This window comes from Candidatus Dactylopiibacterium carminicum (assembly GCF_014736495.1).
GTDB classification, from domain to species: Bacteria; Pseudomonadota; Gammaproteobacteria; order Burkholderiales; family Rhodocyclaceae; genus Uliginosibacterium; species Uliginosibacterium carminicum.
The window spans coordinates 18,995-33,338 of the sequence record NZ_MDUX01000039.1 but is presented as its reverse complement, the minus strand read 5'-3'; the positions used below and the strand labels follow the sequence as shown (position 1 = coordinate 33,338).

At 58.7% G+C, this 14,344-nt stretch carries 14 protein-coding genes, 1 tRNA gene and 1 pseudogene; 1 reads left to right on the top strand and 15 read right to left on the bottom strand.

What is annotated here, in order from left to right:
- Positions 1-32: 32 nt before the first annotated feature.
- From BGI27_RS11855 to BGI27_RS11840, 4 genes are all read right to left on the bottom strand, one after another.
- The gene (locus BGI27_RS11855; RefSeq protein ID WP_095525074.1) at positions 33-1,208 is read right to left on the bottom strand and encodes an ROK family transcriptional regulator; all 1,176 of its coding nucleotides are present in this window, start codon (positions 1,206-1,208) and stop codon (positions 33-35) included.
- Positions 1,209-1,259: 51 nt separating this feature from the next.
- Positions 1,260-1,634: a DUF4124 domain-containing protein gene (locus tag BGI27_RS11850; protein ID WP_170943023.1), complete on the bottom strand. Its 375-nt coding sequence runs from the start codon at positions 1,632-1,634 to the stop codon at positions 1,260-1,262.
- Positions 1,635-1,726: 92 nt separating this feature from the next.
- Positions 1,727-2,812 (bottom strand): EAL domain-containing protein, encoded by a 1,086-nt coding sequence (locus BGI27_RS11845; RefSeq protein ID WP_223871774.1) that lies wholly within the window; start codon positions 2,810-2,812, stop codon positions 1,727-1,729.
- Between the two features lie 125 nt (positions 2,813-2,937).
- Positions 2,938-3,708 (bottom strand): HDOD domain-containing protein, encoded by a 771-nt coding sequence (locus BGI27_RS11840; RefSeq protein WP_170943022.1) that lies wholly within the window; start codon positions 3,706-3,708, stop codon positions 2,938-2,940.
- A gap of 166 nt (positions 3,709-3,874) precedes the next feature.
- On the opposite strand from BGI27_RS11840, the gene BGI27_RS11835 reads away from it, so the two are divergent.
- Entirely contained in the window at positions 3,875-5,926 is a 2,052-nt protein-coding gene (locus BGI27_RS11835) for a M3 family metallopeptidase (RefSeq protein ID WP_095525071.1), read from the top strand.
- Positions 5,927-5,983: 57 nt separating this feature from the next.
- Here BGI27_RS11835 and BGI27_RS11830 read toward each other — a convergent pair.
- The 11 genes and pseudogenes from BGI27_RS11830 to rpmI all read right to left on the bottom strand — a co-directional run bounded on the left by BGI27_RS11830 (position 5,984) and on the right by rpmI (position 14,329).
- Positions 5,984-6,870: pseudogene (locus tag BGI27_RS11830) on the bottom strand (sigma-70 family RNA polymerase sigma factor).
- 11 nt (positions 6,871-6,881) lie between these two features.
- The gene (locus BGI27_RS11825) at positions 6,882-7,778 is read right to left on the bottom strand and encodes a peptidoglycan DD-metalloendopeptidase family protein (protein WP_223871773.1); all 897 of its coding nucleotides are present in this window, start codon (positions 7,776-7,778) and stop codon (positions 6,882-6,884) included.
- A gap of 137 nt (positions 7,779-7,915) precedes the next feature.
- A complete protein-coding gene (locus BGI27_RS11820) occupies positions 7,916-8,575 on the bottom strand; it encodes a protein-L-isoaspartate(D-aspartate) O-methyltransferase (protein ID WP_095525069.1) in 660 nt (219 codons plus the stop codon).
- A complete protein-coding gene (gene surE / locus BGI27_RS11815; protein ID WP_095525068.1) occupies positions 8,572-9,315 on the bottom strand; it encodes a 5'/3'-nucleotidase SurE in 744 nt (247 codons plus the stop codon). The genes BGI27_RS11820 and surE overlap by 4 nt, the downstream gene beginning before the upstream one ends.
- 120 nt (positions 9,316-9,435) lie before the next feature.
- Positions 9,436-9,512 (bottom strand) — tRNA-Pro (locus BGI27_RS11810).
- 54 nt (positions 9,513-9,566) lie between these two features.
- Positions 9,567-9,944, bottom strand: coding sequence for a MerR family transcriptional regulator (locus BGI27_RS11805; protein WP_095525067.1), 378 nt, complete (start codon positions 9,942-9,944; stop codon positions 9,567-9,569).
- Positions 9,928-10,230: an integration host factor subunit alpha gene (locus tag BGI27_RS11800; protein WP_095525066.1), complete on the bottom strand. Its 303-nt coding sequence runs from the start codon at positions 10,228-10,230 to the stop codon at positions 9,928-9,930. The genes BGI27_RS11805 and BGI27_RS11800 overlap by 17 nt, the downstream gene beginning before the upstream one ends.
- Positions 10,231-10,249: 19 nt before the next feature.
- Positions 10,250-12,619 (bottom strand): phenylalanine--tRNA ligase subunit beta, encoded by a 2,370-nt coding sequence (gene pheT / locus BGI27_RS11795; RefSeq protein ID WP_095525065.1) that lies wholly within the window; start codon positions 12,617-12,619, stop codon positions 10,250-10,252.
- A gap of 6 nt (positions 12,620-12,625) precedes the next feature.
- A complete protein-coding gene (locus BGI27_RS11790; RefSeq protein WP_095525078.1) occupies positions 12,626-13,660 on the bottom strand; it encodes a phenylalanine--tRNA ligase subunit alpha in 1,035 nt (344 codons plus the stop codon).
- Between the two features lie 92 nt (positions 13,661-13,752).
- Positions 13,753-14,112 (bottom strand): 50S ribosomal protein L20, encoded by a 360-nt coding sequence (gene rplT / locus BGI27_RS11785; RefSeq protein WP_095525064.1) that lies wholly within the window; start codon positions 14,110-14,112, stop codon positions 13,753-13,755.
- A gap of 19 nt (positions 14,113-14,131) precedes the next feature.
- Entirely contained in the window at positions 14,132-14,329 is a 198-nt protein-coding gene (rpmI, locus tag BGI27_RS11780) for a 50S ribosomal protein L35 (RefSeq protein WP_095525063.1), read from the bottom strand.
- Positions 14,330-14,344: the final 15 nt, after the last annotated feature.

Below are 14,344 nucleotides of genomic sequence, written 5' to 3'. Positions count from 1 at the left end.
GAAAAACAGTATTTCATGAAGCTCGGGGCTGTCTAGGAAACCCGGGGCGATTCAGCTTCCACGTCGAGCAGATGTCGCAGCATAAGACTCGCAGCGCCCTGCGCAGCCGCATGGACAGGTCTGGGAGCTAACTGCAATGGCTTTGGCGGTTGCCCTGCGAATACTCCCAGTTGTATCGCCACTCTCGTCAGAAAGTCGTTCCCCAGCTCAACCACGGGGCCACCGAGCAAGAGACGGTCCATTCCATAAACCTGCCCGAGATTGTGGAGAAATCTGGCCAGCAGATCAGCTGCACGATTCAGCACGGCAGACGCCGCTTCATCGCGTAGCGCAAGCCTGGCCTGCAAGGCAGCCGCCCCATCGACCCCCAGTTCCATCTGCATTGCCTGCAGGCTCAGAGTGGCATTGGCACATCCGCGTTGACCACAGGCACACATCGGGCCATCGGGTAGCAGTTGCTGATGCCCTACCCTGCCAGCCAAACCGTGCGCGCCCTTGACCAGCACGCCATCCACCACTGCAGCACAAGCCAGTTTCTGTCCCAGATGGACATACACCAGGGAATCCGTCAGTGGTCGCTTACCGGTATGCACGAACTGCATGGCTACACAGCACACTGCACGCTCGACCAGTAGCGGTATACCGGTCAACCAGGGCTCGGACAATTGCTCGCGCAGCAAACAGATGACGGGCAGATCGTGCCATCCCGTCGAGTCCGATTGAAGCAGAACACCTTTCGGCCCATCGACCGTTCCCGGGGCAGCCACCCCCATTCCACGAAACTGGAAACCACGCATCATGTAAGGATGCGTCACACGTTCAACGAGCCGAGCCAGACGTTTCAGCACAGAGTGACCATCCAGCCCCCGCACGCTCTCCTCTTCAAACGCGCGCAGATTGCCATCGATACTGCAGGCGGCCACGTGAATCCGCTCCGAGTTGAAATCCGTACCAAGCACCAGCAAACGCTGCGTATCAAGCCTCAACGGTGTGGGCCTCCGCCCCAGCGCTCCGGAAGGCACACTTTTGTCCTCGGCAACCCAGCCTTCTGCTATCAACCCATCCACCAAACGCCCGATCGCGCTGCGAGTCAGCCCCGTAAGGTCAGCCAGATCAGCACGGGAAAGGCCGCTGGCGTCACGCAATGCACGCAGGATGGCGATCCGGTTGACGTTGCGGATGAAACGCTGGTTACCGCTAATGACCATGCCAGAACCCCGTAAGCTGCGGCCGATGCATTCCGGCGCAGTGTTTTGATTTCATTGCCTGTCTTCCGGTGGGCGCCCCCTCTTGGGCACCGCCTGCGTCGCAGCGGAAGCCCCGGCAACCGGACCATCACGGGATACTGGCGCCGAGGCTGTGGAGGGCGCCGATGCCGCAACGGGCGCATCGCGCACCGCGACCTCGCCGGGCACTACTGCCGGAGCAGACACCGCATTCGTCGCCGGCTTCACCATGGCTGGCAACACTGTGACCCCGTCGTTACGAACCGGCTGGGTTTTCACATTCTGGGGAGGTACATTACTGTAATGCGTGCGCCCCTCGGTATCGATCCACTTGTAGATCTCGGCTTGTGCAGATACGGCAACCAAGCTCAGCAACAGACTGCCTGCCCGTCTAATCAGACGATCCACTTTGCTCTCCCTGTCTTGCATACAGCCACCGAGTATCCGCCGGCCCGGCAAACCTGGGCAAGAGTGAAACGGACGGCCGGGCGGGCATTCGTTCAAAGACGCTCAACCGGTATTGGCATGCCGGTGAGATAGCCCTGGATCAATCTGAATCCAATATCGTGACAAATGGCAAATTCCTGCTCGGTTTCCACGCCCTCTGCCACAGGCACCGAACCGAGATCGAGCACCAGTCGAACCAGGTCGCTGACGACCCGGAGCTTGCGTGAACTCGCCCTATGGATGTCATGAACCAACCCCATGTCGAACTTCACAAAGTCGGCGGGCACATCGCCCAATTCGATAAGACGTGCCTGACCTGCACCGAAATCATCGTAGGCGAAGCGCACGCCGATTTCACGCAGACTGGCAGTCGCCTCGCGCAATTGAATCGCATCAGTTACCGCCGCTTCGTGGATCTCGACCACCAGAGAAAGTTCCGGCAATTGGGTGCGCAAGCATCCCAGTGACTCGAAGAATTCCGGAGAAAAAGTTTCCTTCGGATGCGTATTCACGAACAAGGGATAGCCAGACAGGCGAGGAGCGATTTCGGCAATACCGAAGCGCCGAAACGCAGCGCTCAAGTCGACTTCCCGATCCAGTGCACTGGCAAGCTCGAACAGGCGGATCGGGGTTTGTGGCAACAAGGGGTGGTTTGCGCGCCCAAGCAGCTCATAAGCGAAGACGCTACGATCCTCCGCCCGCACAATGGGCTGTGCAGCACCACTGAGCCCCTGCCCTTCCAACAGATCAAGAAATTCGGCCTCATGCTGTACGAAACGTTCGGAAAGACTCAGCCCATCCGGCACCAGCATGGTCCGGGTACCATCACCGATATCAAAATCCGTTGCCTCTTCCTGGTGAAGCCGGATCCGGAACTCCTCGGTCCCGAAATGGACGATATCGCTCTCCTGCAGCAGGCAAGAGCCTTCCAGCCGCACACGATTGACGAAACTGCCATTGGTACTGTTGAGATCGGTGAGACGCAGCCGACCGCTCACGTCTGGCGTCAGCAAGGCATGATGACGGCTCAAGCCTAGGGAGCCCACCACAAGATCATTGTCCTGATCGCGTCCTATCCGGAAAGGCAGATGCGTGATGTTGTAGGTCATCCGCACACCATCCGCCGCGATGGATTCCATGAACCACAACTTCTCCACGCCTCCCTCCCGCAGCTTCTTCATCTCGATCCATATATCCCGATCGCCCCGACCAGGGGACGACAGCTTAACAGGCTCGAACTGAAATGCCGCACTTCGCGGCGCGATCACACACTCAGCATCGCCAGCGCAGCGGCACGGCGTACCCTGGCCTCATCAAGCAACCGATGGATCACGTCCTGATCCGCCGAAGCGAATGCGTCCTGGCGCCGAAGCAGCAATTCCTCCAAGGACAAAGTGGAGAAAGGATTTGCGATGCCGGCTGCCGTGTTGGCCAGAAACAGGATGTCGGACAGTTGCCGGGGTGGCCAGTTTCCCGTGCAGGACTCCTGCGCCGCGACGGCGTCGCAGATCACGGCTGGCGTTCCCAACGCGCGCAGTACCGCCTGGCCCACACGCACATCCCAATAGAGGATGAAATCAGCCAGTTCGCTCTCCTCCTCCAGCAGTTCGGGGTATTCGTGCACGCGCGAAAGCAAGTAGAACTGCCCGATGTCATGCACCATGCCGGCGAGCAATGCGGTATCCGGCACGACGTTCTCCAGCTGCACGGCCATCGCATGCGCCAGAGATGCTACGTCCAGTGAATGCCGCCACAGCTGATCGGCCAGCCGCCAGACCGGCGCGAACTCGTCGGCTGTGGCCAGTTGATCGCCGATCACCGCAAAAGCCAGCGTGCGGGCGTTGTTGACGCCCACACGCATCAACGCACGCTGCACATCGGTGACTTCCATTCCCGTCGGGTTGAAAAACGCGGAATTGGCCATACGTAACAACTTCACGGACAGCAGTGGCTCCAGACTGATCGCACGCGCCACGGCACTCAGTCCGGAATCCTGATCCTCCAGCGCCTTGCGGATGCGGATAGCCGCCTGCATGCTGGTTGGAAAGCTCAGTTCCCCGCTCCGGAGCTCAGCTTCGATCGCAGCACTGAACGCTGCGCGACGCTCAGAGGTCTCTACCATGTCTCTCCCTGTTTTTGCCTCTGTTCCGGCATTGACGGCACAATGCAGAACGAACCACGACGATACAAAGGCCCCTCAAATGAATCCTCTGCTCGATCTCTCCAGCTTGCCTCGATTTGATACGGTCCGGCCAGAACACGTCGCGCCAGCCATCCAGCAGTTGCTTGCAGAGGGCCGCGCACTGATCGCACGGCAGACCCAACCCAACGTTACGCCAAGCTGGGACGACTTTGTCGCTCCGCTGATCGACGCAGGCGAACGCCTGTCGCGTGCCTGGGGCATCGTAGGTCACCTCCATAGCGTGCTGGACATCACCTCTTGGCGCGAGGCCTATAACGCCATGCTGCCAGAAGTGACGCAGTATTACGCCGAGCTTGGCCAGAACCTTGCGCTGTTTGCCAAGTACAAAGCAATTCGGGCAAGCGACGAATACGGACGTCTGACACCCGTACGCCAGCGCATCATTGATAACGAGATCCGGGACTTCCGCCTCTCCGGCGCGGAACTGCCGGAAGACCAGAAACCACGCTTCCAGTCTATCCAGCAGGAGCTGGCTGCACTGGCAGCAAAGTTCTCGGAAAACGTTCTGGACGCCACCAATGCGTTTACCGAATTGGTCACCGACGAAAAACGTCTAGCCGGACTACCGACAGATGCCATCGCTGCAGCCCGGGCAGAAGCCGAGGCGGCGGGTAGATCAGGTTGGCTGTTCACTTTGCGTATGCCATCTTACCTGCCTGTCATTCAGTACGCAGAAGATCGCCTGCTGCGCGAAACCCTGTATCGCGCATCCGCGACCCGGGCATCCGAGTTTTCGGCAGCGCTAGGACATCCAGAATGGGACAACGCGCCCAACATCGCACGCATCGTCGAACTACGCCGCGAGCTGGCAAGCATGCTGGGCTACCACAGCTATGCGGAAGTCTCGCTGGTACCAAAAATGGCCGACTCTCCTGAGCAGGTCCTGGCTTTCCTGCGCGATCTTGGCACCAAGGCAAAGCCGTACGCGGAGCGCGACATGGCTGAATTGAATGACTTCGCCCGTAATGAGCTGGCGATCGCCGACCTGCAGCCTTGGGATATAGGCTGGGCTGCAGAGAAACTGCGCCAGGCGCGCTACAGCTACTCGGATCAGGAGGTGAAGCAGTATTTCCCTGAGCCTCGTGTCCTGGCAGGCCTTTTCAACGTGGTAGAAAAACTCTATGGCGTGAACATCAGAGAAGACCAAGCACCTGTCTGGGATGCGGATGTGCGTTTCTTCCGCATCGAACGGGACGGCACGCTGATAGGGCAGTTCTACCTGGATCTTCACGCGCGTGCCACCAAACGGGGCGGAGCCTGGATGGACAGCGCGATCTCACGCCGTCGCACGACCGTTGGTGTTCAGGTCCCGGTAGCGTACCTCGTCTGCAATTTCCCGGGGCCGGTAGATGGCAGACCTGCCACGTTCTCTCACGACGATGTGCAAACTCTGTTCCATGAAGCCGGGCACGGCCTGCATCATCTGCTCACACGCGTAGACGAACTCTGGGTGTCCGGGATATCCGGAGTGGAATGGGATGCTGTCGAGCTTCCCAGTCAGTTCATGGAGAACTTCTGCTGGGAATGGGATGTGCTGTCGGCCATGACAGCACATATCGATACCGGTGAAACATTGCCGCGCGAGCTGTTCGACAAGATGCTGGCAGCCAAGAATTTCCAGAGTGGCATGCAGACTGTCCGGCAGCTGGAATTCGCACTCTTCGACCTGCGTCTGCATCACGACTGGCAGCTTGACACAGCAGGCGTCCAGCCACTGCTTGAAGAGGTCCGGCGTGAAGTGGCCGTGCTCTTCCCCCCCGCATGGCACCGTTTCGCCAACAGTTTCTCCCACATCTTCGCTGGAGGCTACGCCGCAGGCTACTACAGCTACAAATGGGCTAAAGTGCTCTCGGCGGACGCCTATGCAGCATTCGAGGAAGCGCGGGCAACCTGTGGCAGTACGCTGGATGCACAAACAGGCGCACGCTTCCTGAAGGAAATTCTCTCCGTCGGCGGCGCACGCCCTGCCATTGAGTCGTTCAAAGCGTTCCGGGGCCGAGAGCCCGAAGTGGACGCGCTGCTGCGTCACAGCGGCATGGCCACGGCCTGAAAATGCGAAAAGGGACAGCCACATCCGCGACTGTCCCTTTTCATACAGAAACCAGCGTCAGAACAATACTTCGCGCAACACGCCACGCCGCTTTAATATCCGGCGCAGCTGCGCCAGATCCTCCAGGGTCAGCACTTCGACGTCGTCCAAACCGTAGCGATATTGGATCACCACACGCTGTTTCTCGGTCAACTGGCCGATCCATTCACGGATCAACGCTTCAACCTCCGCCGTATGGATACTGGACTCCGGGCTGATGGCTTGCTCGTCGGCAAGGGATTCACCAATGGATAGACTGGGATCGATATCCAGCGGCGCATCCAGCGAAGCCGTGTGCTACGACAGGGACAGGATCTCCCGCACCTCTTCCAGCGGACGCGACAGTTTCTCTGCGACCTCCTCCAGCTTCGGCGTGCCTCCCTGATTCGCCTCGACCTGCCGCTGCGCCCGCAGAACCTGATTGAGCTCTTTGACGACGTGGACCGGCGGATAGTCCGCGACTGGTTCATGATCGCCCGCTCGATATTCTGGCGGATCCACCAGGTAGCGTAGGTGGAAAAACGAAATCCCCGCTCCGGATCGAACTTCTCGAGTGCATGCATCAGGCCGAGGTTCCCTTCCTCGACCAGATCCAGCAATGGAATACCCCGGTTCAGATAGTGCTTGGCGATATTCACAACCAAGCGCAGATTGCGCTCGATCATGATCTGGTGGGCTTCGAAATCTCCCTGCCAAACACGCCGTGCCAACGCAGCTTCTTCAGTCGCTGTCAGCAGAGGATTGAGCCCTATCTCGTTAAGATAGAGCTGGGTGACATCATTAAGGTACTCACTTTCACTGGGTGCGGGAGTTGACGCTACAGCAGCTTCTGCGAATGCCTCCAGCTCGGGAGGCAGATCCGTTTCCTTCTCTTCGTCGTCATCGAGAAATTCCGGATCGTACATGGCTCACACCCTCAACGTGTTGGCAAATACTTCAACGGATCGACAGGTTTCCCCTGTCGCCTGATCTCGAAGTGCAGTTTGGGACGATCAGCATCCGAATTGCCCAGAGCAGCAATCTTCTGCCCTCGCTGCACTGTCTGCCCTTCCTTCACCAGAATCTCGCTGTTATGTGCATAGGCACTCAGATAAGTATCGTTGTGTTTGACGATGACCAGATTTCCGTAACCACGTAATCCAGAACCCACATACACGACACGCCCCGCACCCGCAGCCAGCACAGGATCGCCGATATTGCCCGTCAAATCGACCCCTTTGTTAGTGCTGTCATTGAACCCGGCAATCACACGTCCCGTACCCGGCCAACTCCACTCGACCTCGCCATTAACCGCCACCCCACCCTGCTGAGCGGCTGGTGCGCTCTGAGTCGCCGGGGCGCTCTGTGCAGCCACCGGGCGAGGCGGTTCGGCCGGCTTAGAAGTCGCTACATTTGCCGGAGCAGATGCCGCGGCACTGGGTTGCGTCAGATCTTTCCACGCTTCTGTCGAGTAGGCCACGCGCCCACCCTTAGGTTCAGTCTTCAGTTGGGAAGAAGCGCCTGCGGGCACAACCGGCGCTGGAGCAGAGGTCGTGCTTTGAGGTGCGGATGTCATGGCTGGCGCGCCATCTACGGGACGGGAAATCAGTGCAGCGCCTTGCTCGACGGGGCGGGCGCCTTCCATGTCGCCACTTGGCGGCTGCACACGCAATTCCTGTCCCGCCTTGATGACCGCCGGATCCTCAATGCCGTTCCACGCTGCCAGCGTACGGTAATCGGTCTCATAAACGTGTGCGATGCTGTAGAGCGTTTCGCCACGCTTGACGATGTGATAGCCAGGGCGAGCAACCACAGGTGCCGAAGGTGTACTCACGACCGGCGCCGACGTCGCTGCAGGGATGCGCGATTCCACTGGCGCCGGAACAGTTGTGCTGCATGCCGATAGCAGCAACACACCGATTCCAGCCCACACCACGCGATACCTCTGCTCGTAATCCTGCATGCCTGACCTCATTCAGTTCCGGGAAGCAACGGTACGAATCGTACCGCATCAAGACGGCTTTCTTTGAGTGCGCCATTGCGCTGACGTTCAATCAGCAACATCACCTGGTGACCGCTTGATTGCGTCAATGGCATGATCATCCGCCCTTCAGGCGCAAGCTGGTCCACCAATGCACGCGGCACGGCCGACGCGGCAGCTGCCAATATGATGGAATCGAATGGCGCCACCTCAGACAGCCCTAGGCTGCCATCGGCATGTTTCAGACGAACATTTGGCAGGCGCAAAGGGCGAAGATTGCTGCGCGCACGGTCCAGCAGCTTGCCGATCCGCTCTATTGCATAGACATCGCTGGCCAGGTAAGAAAGAACCGCTGCCTGATAGCCACACCCTGCTCCAACCTCCAAGGTTTTACCCAGCATCCGACCACCCGCGATGAGCAGTTCAGCCATACGGGCAACGACAAAAGGTTGCGAGATGGTCTGGCCGAATCCCAAAGGCAACGCAGTGTCTTCATAGGCTCTACTGGCCAGAGCCTCCTCGACAAAGGCATGACGCGGCACCCGATTGATCGCATCCAGCACCCGTTCATCACGGATCCCGATCTCGCGCAGACGCTCCACCATCCTGGCACGTGCACGCTGTGCCTGCGTTGCAGCCTGCGGCGTCATGACTCCATCCAGCGTGCGAGCCGGCTCGATTGCGCAGTATGCGTCAGGTCGATCTGCAGCGGAGTAATCGAAATGAACCCTTGTGCTACCGCATGGAAGTCCGTGCCCTCCCCTGCATCTGCGGCCTCTCCGACAGGCCCGATCCAGTAAATGGGTTCACCTCGAGGATTGGTTTCACGGATCACAGGTTCCGCCCTGTGCCGCTTGCCCAGGCGAGTCGTCCGCACTCCACGCAGGGCATCGGCAGTCACATCGGGCACGTTCACGTTCAAGAGAGCCGGTTCGCCAAAGGCACTGCGCTGAAAGCGCTCGACCATCTCACGGGCAAAGCAGGCAGCCGTCTCGAAGTGTCTGGGCGAGCGCCCTACCAGTGACACGGCCATGGAAGGCACACCAAGCAGGTAACCCTCTGTCGCAGCAGCAACAGTGCCGGAATAGATGGTGTCATCGCCCATGTTTGCTCCATGATTGATGCCGGAAACGACCATGTCTGGTTGCATGTCCAGCATGCCCGTGACTGCCAGATGGACGCAGTCACTAGGTGTGCCGTTGACGTAGTAGAAACCGTTGGCGGCTCGACGCAATTGCAGGGGGCGGTCCAGCGTCAAAGAATTGCTGGCGCCGCTACGATCGCGCTCCGGCGCCACCACCGTCACTTCCGCGACCTTGCCAAGTTCTCTGGCCAATGCCTCGATGCCAGGCGAAAAATAACCGTCGTCGTTGCTCAAAAGAATCCGCATGCTGCTTCACTCAGAGTTCGAACAACTGATTATATAGGCAAGGCAAAAATACCCATGACAGCAAAATCAGCAAACCCGCCGACAACAAAAAAGCCACCCGATTGGATGGCTTTTTTTTATTGGTCGGGGCGGCGGGATTCGAACTCGCGACCCCTTGCACCCCATGCAAGTGCGCTACCAGGCTGCGCTACGCCCCGACACAGAAGAACCATTATAGCAGGTTTTTCTAAATTTGCATGTACACGCTGCAATCAAGGCTGGCGCAGAATTTCCAGGATTGCTTCCAATTCTGCACGGACCTGAGTGTTGCTGGCCTTCCCTTTGGCCACGATTTCATCATTCTCACGCTTGAGGATCTGGTACTCCTCAAGACGGTTACGAGCTCCACTGATCGTGAAGCCTTCGTTGTAGAGCAACTCGCGGATACGACGCACCAACAGCACCTCGTGCCGCTGGTAGTACCGACGATTGCCGCGTCGTTTGACAGGCTTAAGCTGGGTGAACTCCTGCTCCCAGTATCGCAACACGTGCGGCTTGACGCCACACAGTTCGCTCACCTCGCCAATCGTGAAATAACGCTTGGCGAGAATGGGCGGCAGTTCACCGATGTCTTCAAGCTGATTGTCCATCGCTCAGTTGTTCAACCACGGTCTTGAGTTTTTGGCTGGCATGGAAGGTCACCACCCGCCGTGCGGAAATCGGGATCTCTTCCCCTGTTTTGGGATTGCGCCCTGGTCGCTGGGGTTTATCCCTCAGTTGGAAGTTGCCGAAGCCGGAAAGTTTCACGTCCTCTCCACGAGCCAGCGCATTACGGATCTCCTCGAAGAACCCCTCGACCATATCCTTGGCCTCACGCTTGTTGAGGCCCACTCGCTCGAACAACAGCTCAGCCAGCTCGGCCTTTGTCAATGTCATAGTCGAACTTCTGCTTGCTTCAGGCACGAAGACGCCCTCCCAACTGTTGCTCCACGGCAGCCACAAGGCCGCGCATGCAGGCCTCGATCTCGGCCTCCTCCAGCGTGCGTTCAGTGTGCTGAAGCACTACACGCAACGCAATACTTCGGAATCCGGGCTCTACACCCTTGCCCGAGTAGACGTCGAACAAGGTTACGGAACGCAGATATTCTCCTCCGGCCGCTTCCAGCGTTCCTCGCAGGGAGTCGGCACTTATCTCGTTGCGCAATACCAGTGCGAGATCCCGCTGGACCACTGGTTGCCGGGAAATATCCTGGGCCTGCGGCAGCCGGGTACTCAGTACTGCGTCAAGCTCAAGCTCGAACACCATGGGTGCGGCTCCAAGCCCATAGCGTTGTACCAAAGCTGGATGCAGTTCGCCAAGGACACCTATCACATCTGCCCCCAATTTCACTTCTGCACAGCGGCCCGGATGCAGCGCCGGATGGCGTGCAGCGACGAACTGCGCCCGCCCTGCCAGCAGAATCTCCACATCATGCTTGACGTCGAAGAAATCGACACTGCGCGCAGCCTGCCCCCACTGCTCGGGCTCAGCTGTTCCCCAGGCTAGCCCAGCAAGGCGCACTGGTTGGGCGTAGCCGGTCACAAAGGTCTCATCCTTCCGGAAACAGCGACCCAATTCAAACAAACGCACGCGTGGCGCACGACGACGCAGATTGCCAGCCAAGGCTCCGATCAAGCCTCCCAACAAAGTGGAGCGCATGACACTCATCTGGCTGGCAATCGGATTAGCCAGACGGATGGGGGCTTCGTTGGCAGCAAAGTCACGTTCCCAAGCTTCGTCAACGAAGGCGTAGCTGATGATTTCCTGGTAATCCAGGGCAGCCAGCGCACGTCGCGCACGATGCGCGGGGCGCGTAAACTCACTGCTGGGCAGCATGTGCGCCGGCCCGACGGGAGGGCAGGCAGGAATGCTGTCATAGCCGTGTATACGGGCAACTTCCTCGACCAGATCCTCCTCGATGTTGATATCGAAACGATAACTCGGCGGAGTCACCTCCAAGCCCCCGACACTGGCCTTTACCTGCATCCCAAGGCGCGCCAGGGCCGCATGCATTGCGTCGTCCGCGATATTGAACCCCAGCAGTTTTCGCGCACGCTCGGGACGGAAAGGTACGATCTGGCGCTGCGGCAGCTGTTCGCGCTCAATCGCCTCGAACACCGATCCGGCAACACCACCACAGATACCCAAAATCAGCGCCGTCGCGCGCTCCATCGCTTGCGCCGGCAGTGCAAAGTCAACTCCACGTTCAAAACGATGCGAGGCGTCCGAGGAAAAACCGAGGATCCGCGCACGGCCAACGATGGCATCCGGATGAAAGAATGCAGACTCAAGGAAGATTTCGGTGGTGGCATCAGTCACCCCACTATTCTCCCCACCCATGATGCCGGCCAGCGCCAAAGGGCGGCCTTCATCGGCAACCAACAGCATATCCGCAGCAGGCGTCACCTCATCACCATTCAGCAGCACCAGCTTTTCGCCTGGTTGCGGATGGCGTACATGGATGTCACCTTGCAATAGCCCATTATCGAAAGCATGTAGTGGCTGCCCCAACTCCAGCATCACGTAGTTGGTGATATCCACGGCAGCACTGATGCTTCGCAGACCAGAACGCGCCAGACGCTCGCGCATCCATTCAGGCGTGTCAGCTTGCGCATTGACACCAGTAATCACACGCCCCAGATAACGCGGACAGGCTAGGGGCGCATCCAGATGCACTTTGCGTTGCCGTTCATGCCCTACCGGAACATCCGGCGTGACAATGGCCTGCAAGGGCGTATCGGTGAGTGCAGCAAGTTCGCGCGCCACCCCCGCCAGACTGAGGCAGTCCGCACGATTGGGTGTGAGCTTGATGGTGATCTTGCGATCATCCAGATCGAGATAGCTACGGATATCGGCGCCGACCGGTGCGTCTTCCGGAAGCGCCAGCAAACCATCATGATCTTGGCTCAGGCCAAGCTCGCTAGCCGAACACATCATGCCGAAGGACTCCAGCCCCCGCAGCTTGGCGGCCTTGATCTCGAATCCTGGCAGTTTGGCACCTACGCACGCGCACGGTGCCTTCATGCCTTCCACCACGTTCGGGGCTCCACAGACGATCTGCAGCAACTCGTCCGCACCAACATCGACACGACAAACCTTCAACTTGTCTGCATTCGGATGTTTCTCGAAGGAAACGATCTGCCCCACCACCACTCCGGAGAACGGCGGGGCGACAGGCTCGACCTCCTCAACCTCAAGGCCGGCCATAGTCAGAAGATGGCACAGGGCCTCGGAATCGAGCGACGGATTACAAAGGGTACGCAACCAACTTTCGGAGAACTGCATGATCGGTCAATCCTGGAATTGGGCAAGGAAACGCAGATCGTTATCGAAGAACAGACGCAGATCGTTGACGCCGTAGCGCAGCATGGCCAGACGATCGAGCCCCATTCCAAAGGCGAACCCCGTGTAGCGCGCGGGATCTACACCGCCATTGCGCAACACATTCGGATGCACCATGCCGCAACCTGCTATTTCCAGCCAGCGCCCCTTGTTCGGACCGCTCATGAAAGCGAAATCGATCTCGGCTGAAGGTTCGGTAAACGGGAAAAACGACGGCCGAAAACGTACCTGCATCTCGTCCGTTTCGAAGAAACGCTGCAGGAAATCGACAATCACGCCTTTCAGACCGGCGAACGAGATATTTTCGCCCACCCACAGACCTTCGACCTGATGAAACATCGGCGAATGCGTAGCGTCGGAATCAACACGATAGACACGGCCCGGTGCGATGATGCGCAGATCGGGCATCACTTCTGCATCCTTGTAGCGGGTCGCATGGGCCTGCATGCTGCGAATCTGCACCGGACTAGTATGCGTCCGCAGCAACACATCCTGCACGCCTTCGATATAGAAGGTGTCATGCATCGAGCGAGCGGGATGCTTTTCCGGCGTATTCAATGCAGTGAAGTTGAACCAGTCTTCCTCAATCTCAGGGCCATCAGCTACTTCAAAACCGATCGAGCGAAAAAGCGTCTCGAAACGCTCCTGCGTCCGTACCACTGGATGCAAACCACCCCTGCCACGCCCCCGGCCCGGCAGAGTGACATCCAGTGCTTTGGCCGCCAACTGGAGCTCGAGCTGGGCCGCACGCAGGGCCTCACGGCGCGCCTCGAGCGCCTGCTCGATTGCCGCCTTGCAACGGTTGATTTCCGCCCCGGCACGCTTGCGCTCATCCGGATCCAGCTTGCCCAGCCCTTTGAGCAACTCGGTGACGCTGCCGCTCTTTCCCAGAAAGACCGCCTTGGCCTGCTCCAGTGCATTGATGTCTGCCGACGCGGAAAAAGCGGCAGTTGCCTGACTGAGCAGTTGATCGAGGTTATCCACGCCCACACCCACTTGAATTCAGTCGGATCATCAAAAGGTGATCCGCAAACAAAAAAAGGAGGCATGCGCCTCCTTTTTTCCTTCGCAACAGCTCAAGCGCCGAGCTGTGCTTTGGCCTGATTGGCCAGCGCCGCAAAAGCGGGCTTGTCAAACACGGCCAGATCGGCCAGCACCTTGCGGTCTACTTCGATCGCAGCCTTCTTCAGGCCATTCATGAAACGACTGTAGGTCAGGCCAAGCTCACGGGCGGCTGCGTTGATACGCGCAATCCACAGAGCACGGAACTGGCGCTTGCGCTGACGACGGTCACGGTAGGCATACTGCCCGGCCTTCATCACCGCTTCTTTGGCGATGCGATATACGTTCTTGCGGCGGCCGCGGTAACCCTTGGCCTTGTCGAGGACTTTTTTGTGACGGGCGCGAGCCGTTACACCACGTTTAACGCGAGGCATGTTATATCTCCTTCCTGAATCAAGCGTAAGGCATCATTGCGTGGATGCGTGCGGTATCGGTGTCATGCACACCGGTCACGCCACGCAATTGACGCTTGGACTTGGTGGTCTTCTTGGTCAGGATGTGGCGCTTGAACGCTTGCGAGCGTTTGATGCTACCACCGGAGCGAACCTTGAAGCGCTTGGCGGCGCCGCTCTTGGTCTTCATCTTCGGCATTGCTAACTCCAACAA

Excerpts from the sequence above, each read along its gene's own strand:
- surE (WP_095525068.1), bottom strand. The coding sequence starts at position 9,315 with ATGCGGATTCTTTTGAGCAACGACGACGGTTATTTTTCGCCTGGCATC.
- rplT (WP_095525064.1), bottom strand. The coding sequence starts at position 14,112 with ATGCCTCGCGTTAAACGTGGTGTAACGGCTCGCGCCCGTCACAAAAAA.
- rpmI (WP_095525063.1), bottom strand. The coding sequence starts at position 14,329 with ATGCCGAAGATGAAGACCAAGAGCGGCGCCGCCAAGCGCTTCAAGGTT.
- BGI27_RS11845 (WP_223871774.1), bottom strand. The coding sequence starts at position 2,812 with ATGGAATCCATCGCGGCGGATGGTGTGCGGATGACCTACAACATCACG.
- pheT (WP_095525065.1), bottom strand. The coding sequence starts at position 12,619 with ATGCAGTTCTCCGAAAGTTGGTTGCGTACCCTTTGTAATCCGTCGCTC.
- BGI27_RS11840 (WP_170943022.1), bottom strand. The coding sequence starts at position 3,708 with ATGCAGGCGGCTATCCGCATCCGCAAGGCGCTGGAGGATCAGGATTCC.
- BGI27_RS11820 (WP_095525069.1), bottom strand. The coding sequence starts at position 8,575 with ATGACGCCGCAGGCTGCAACGCAGGCACAGCGTGCACGTGCCAGGATG.
- BGI27_RS11800 (WP_095525066.1), bottom strand. The coding sequence starts at position 10,230 with ATGACATTGACAAAGGCCGAGCTGGCTGAGCTGTTGTTCGAGCGAGTG.
- BGI27_RS11835 (WP_095525071.1), top strand. The coding sequence starts at position 3,875 with ATGAATCCTCTGCTCGATCTCTCCAGCTTGCCTCGATTTGATACGGTC.
- BGI27_RS11805 (WP_095525067.1), bottom strand. The coding sequence starts at position 9,944 with ATGGACAATCAGCTTGAAGACATCGGTGAACTGCCGCCCATTCTCGCC.
- BGI27_RS11855 (WP_095525074.1), bottom strand. The coding sequence starts at position 1,208 with ATGGTCATTAGCGGTAACCAGCGTTTCATCCGCAACGTCAACCGGATC.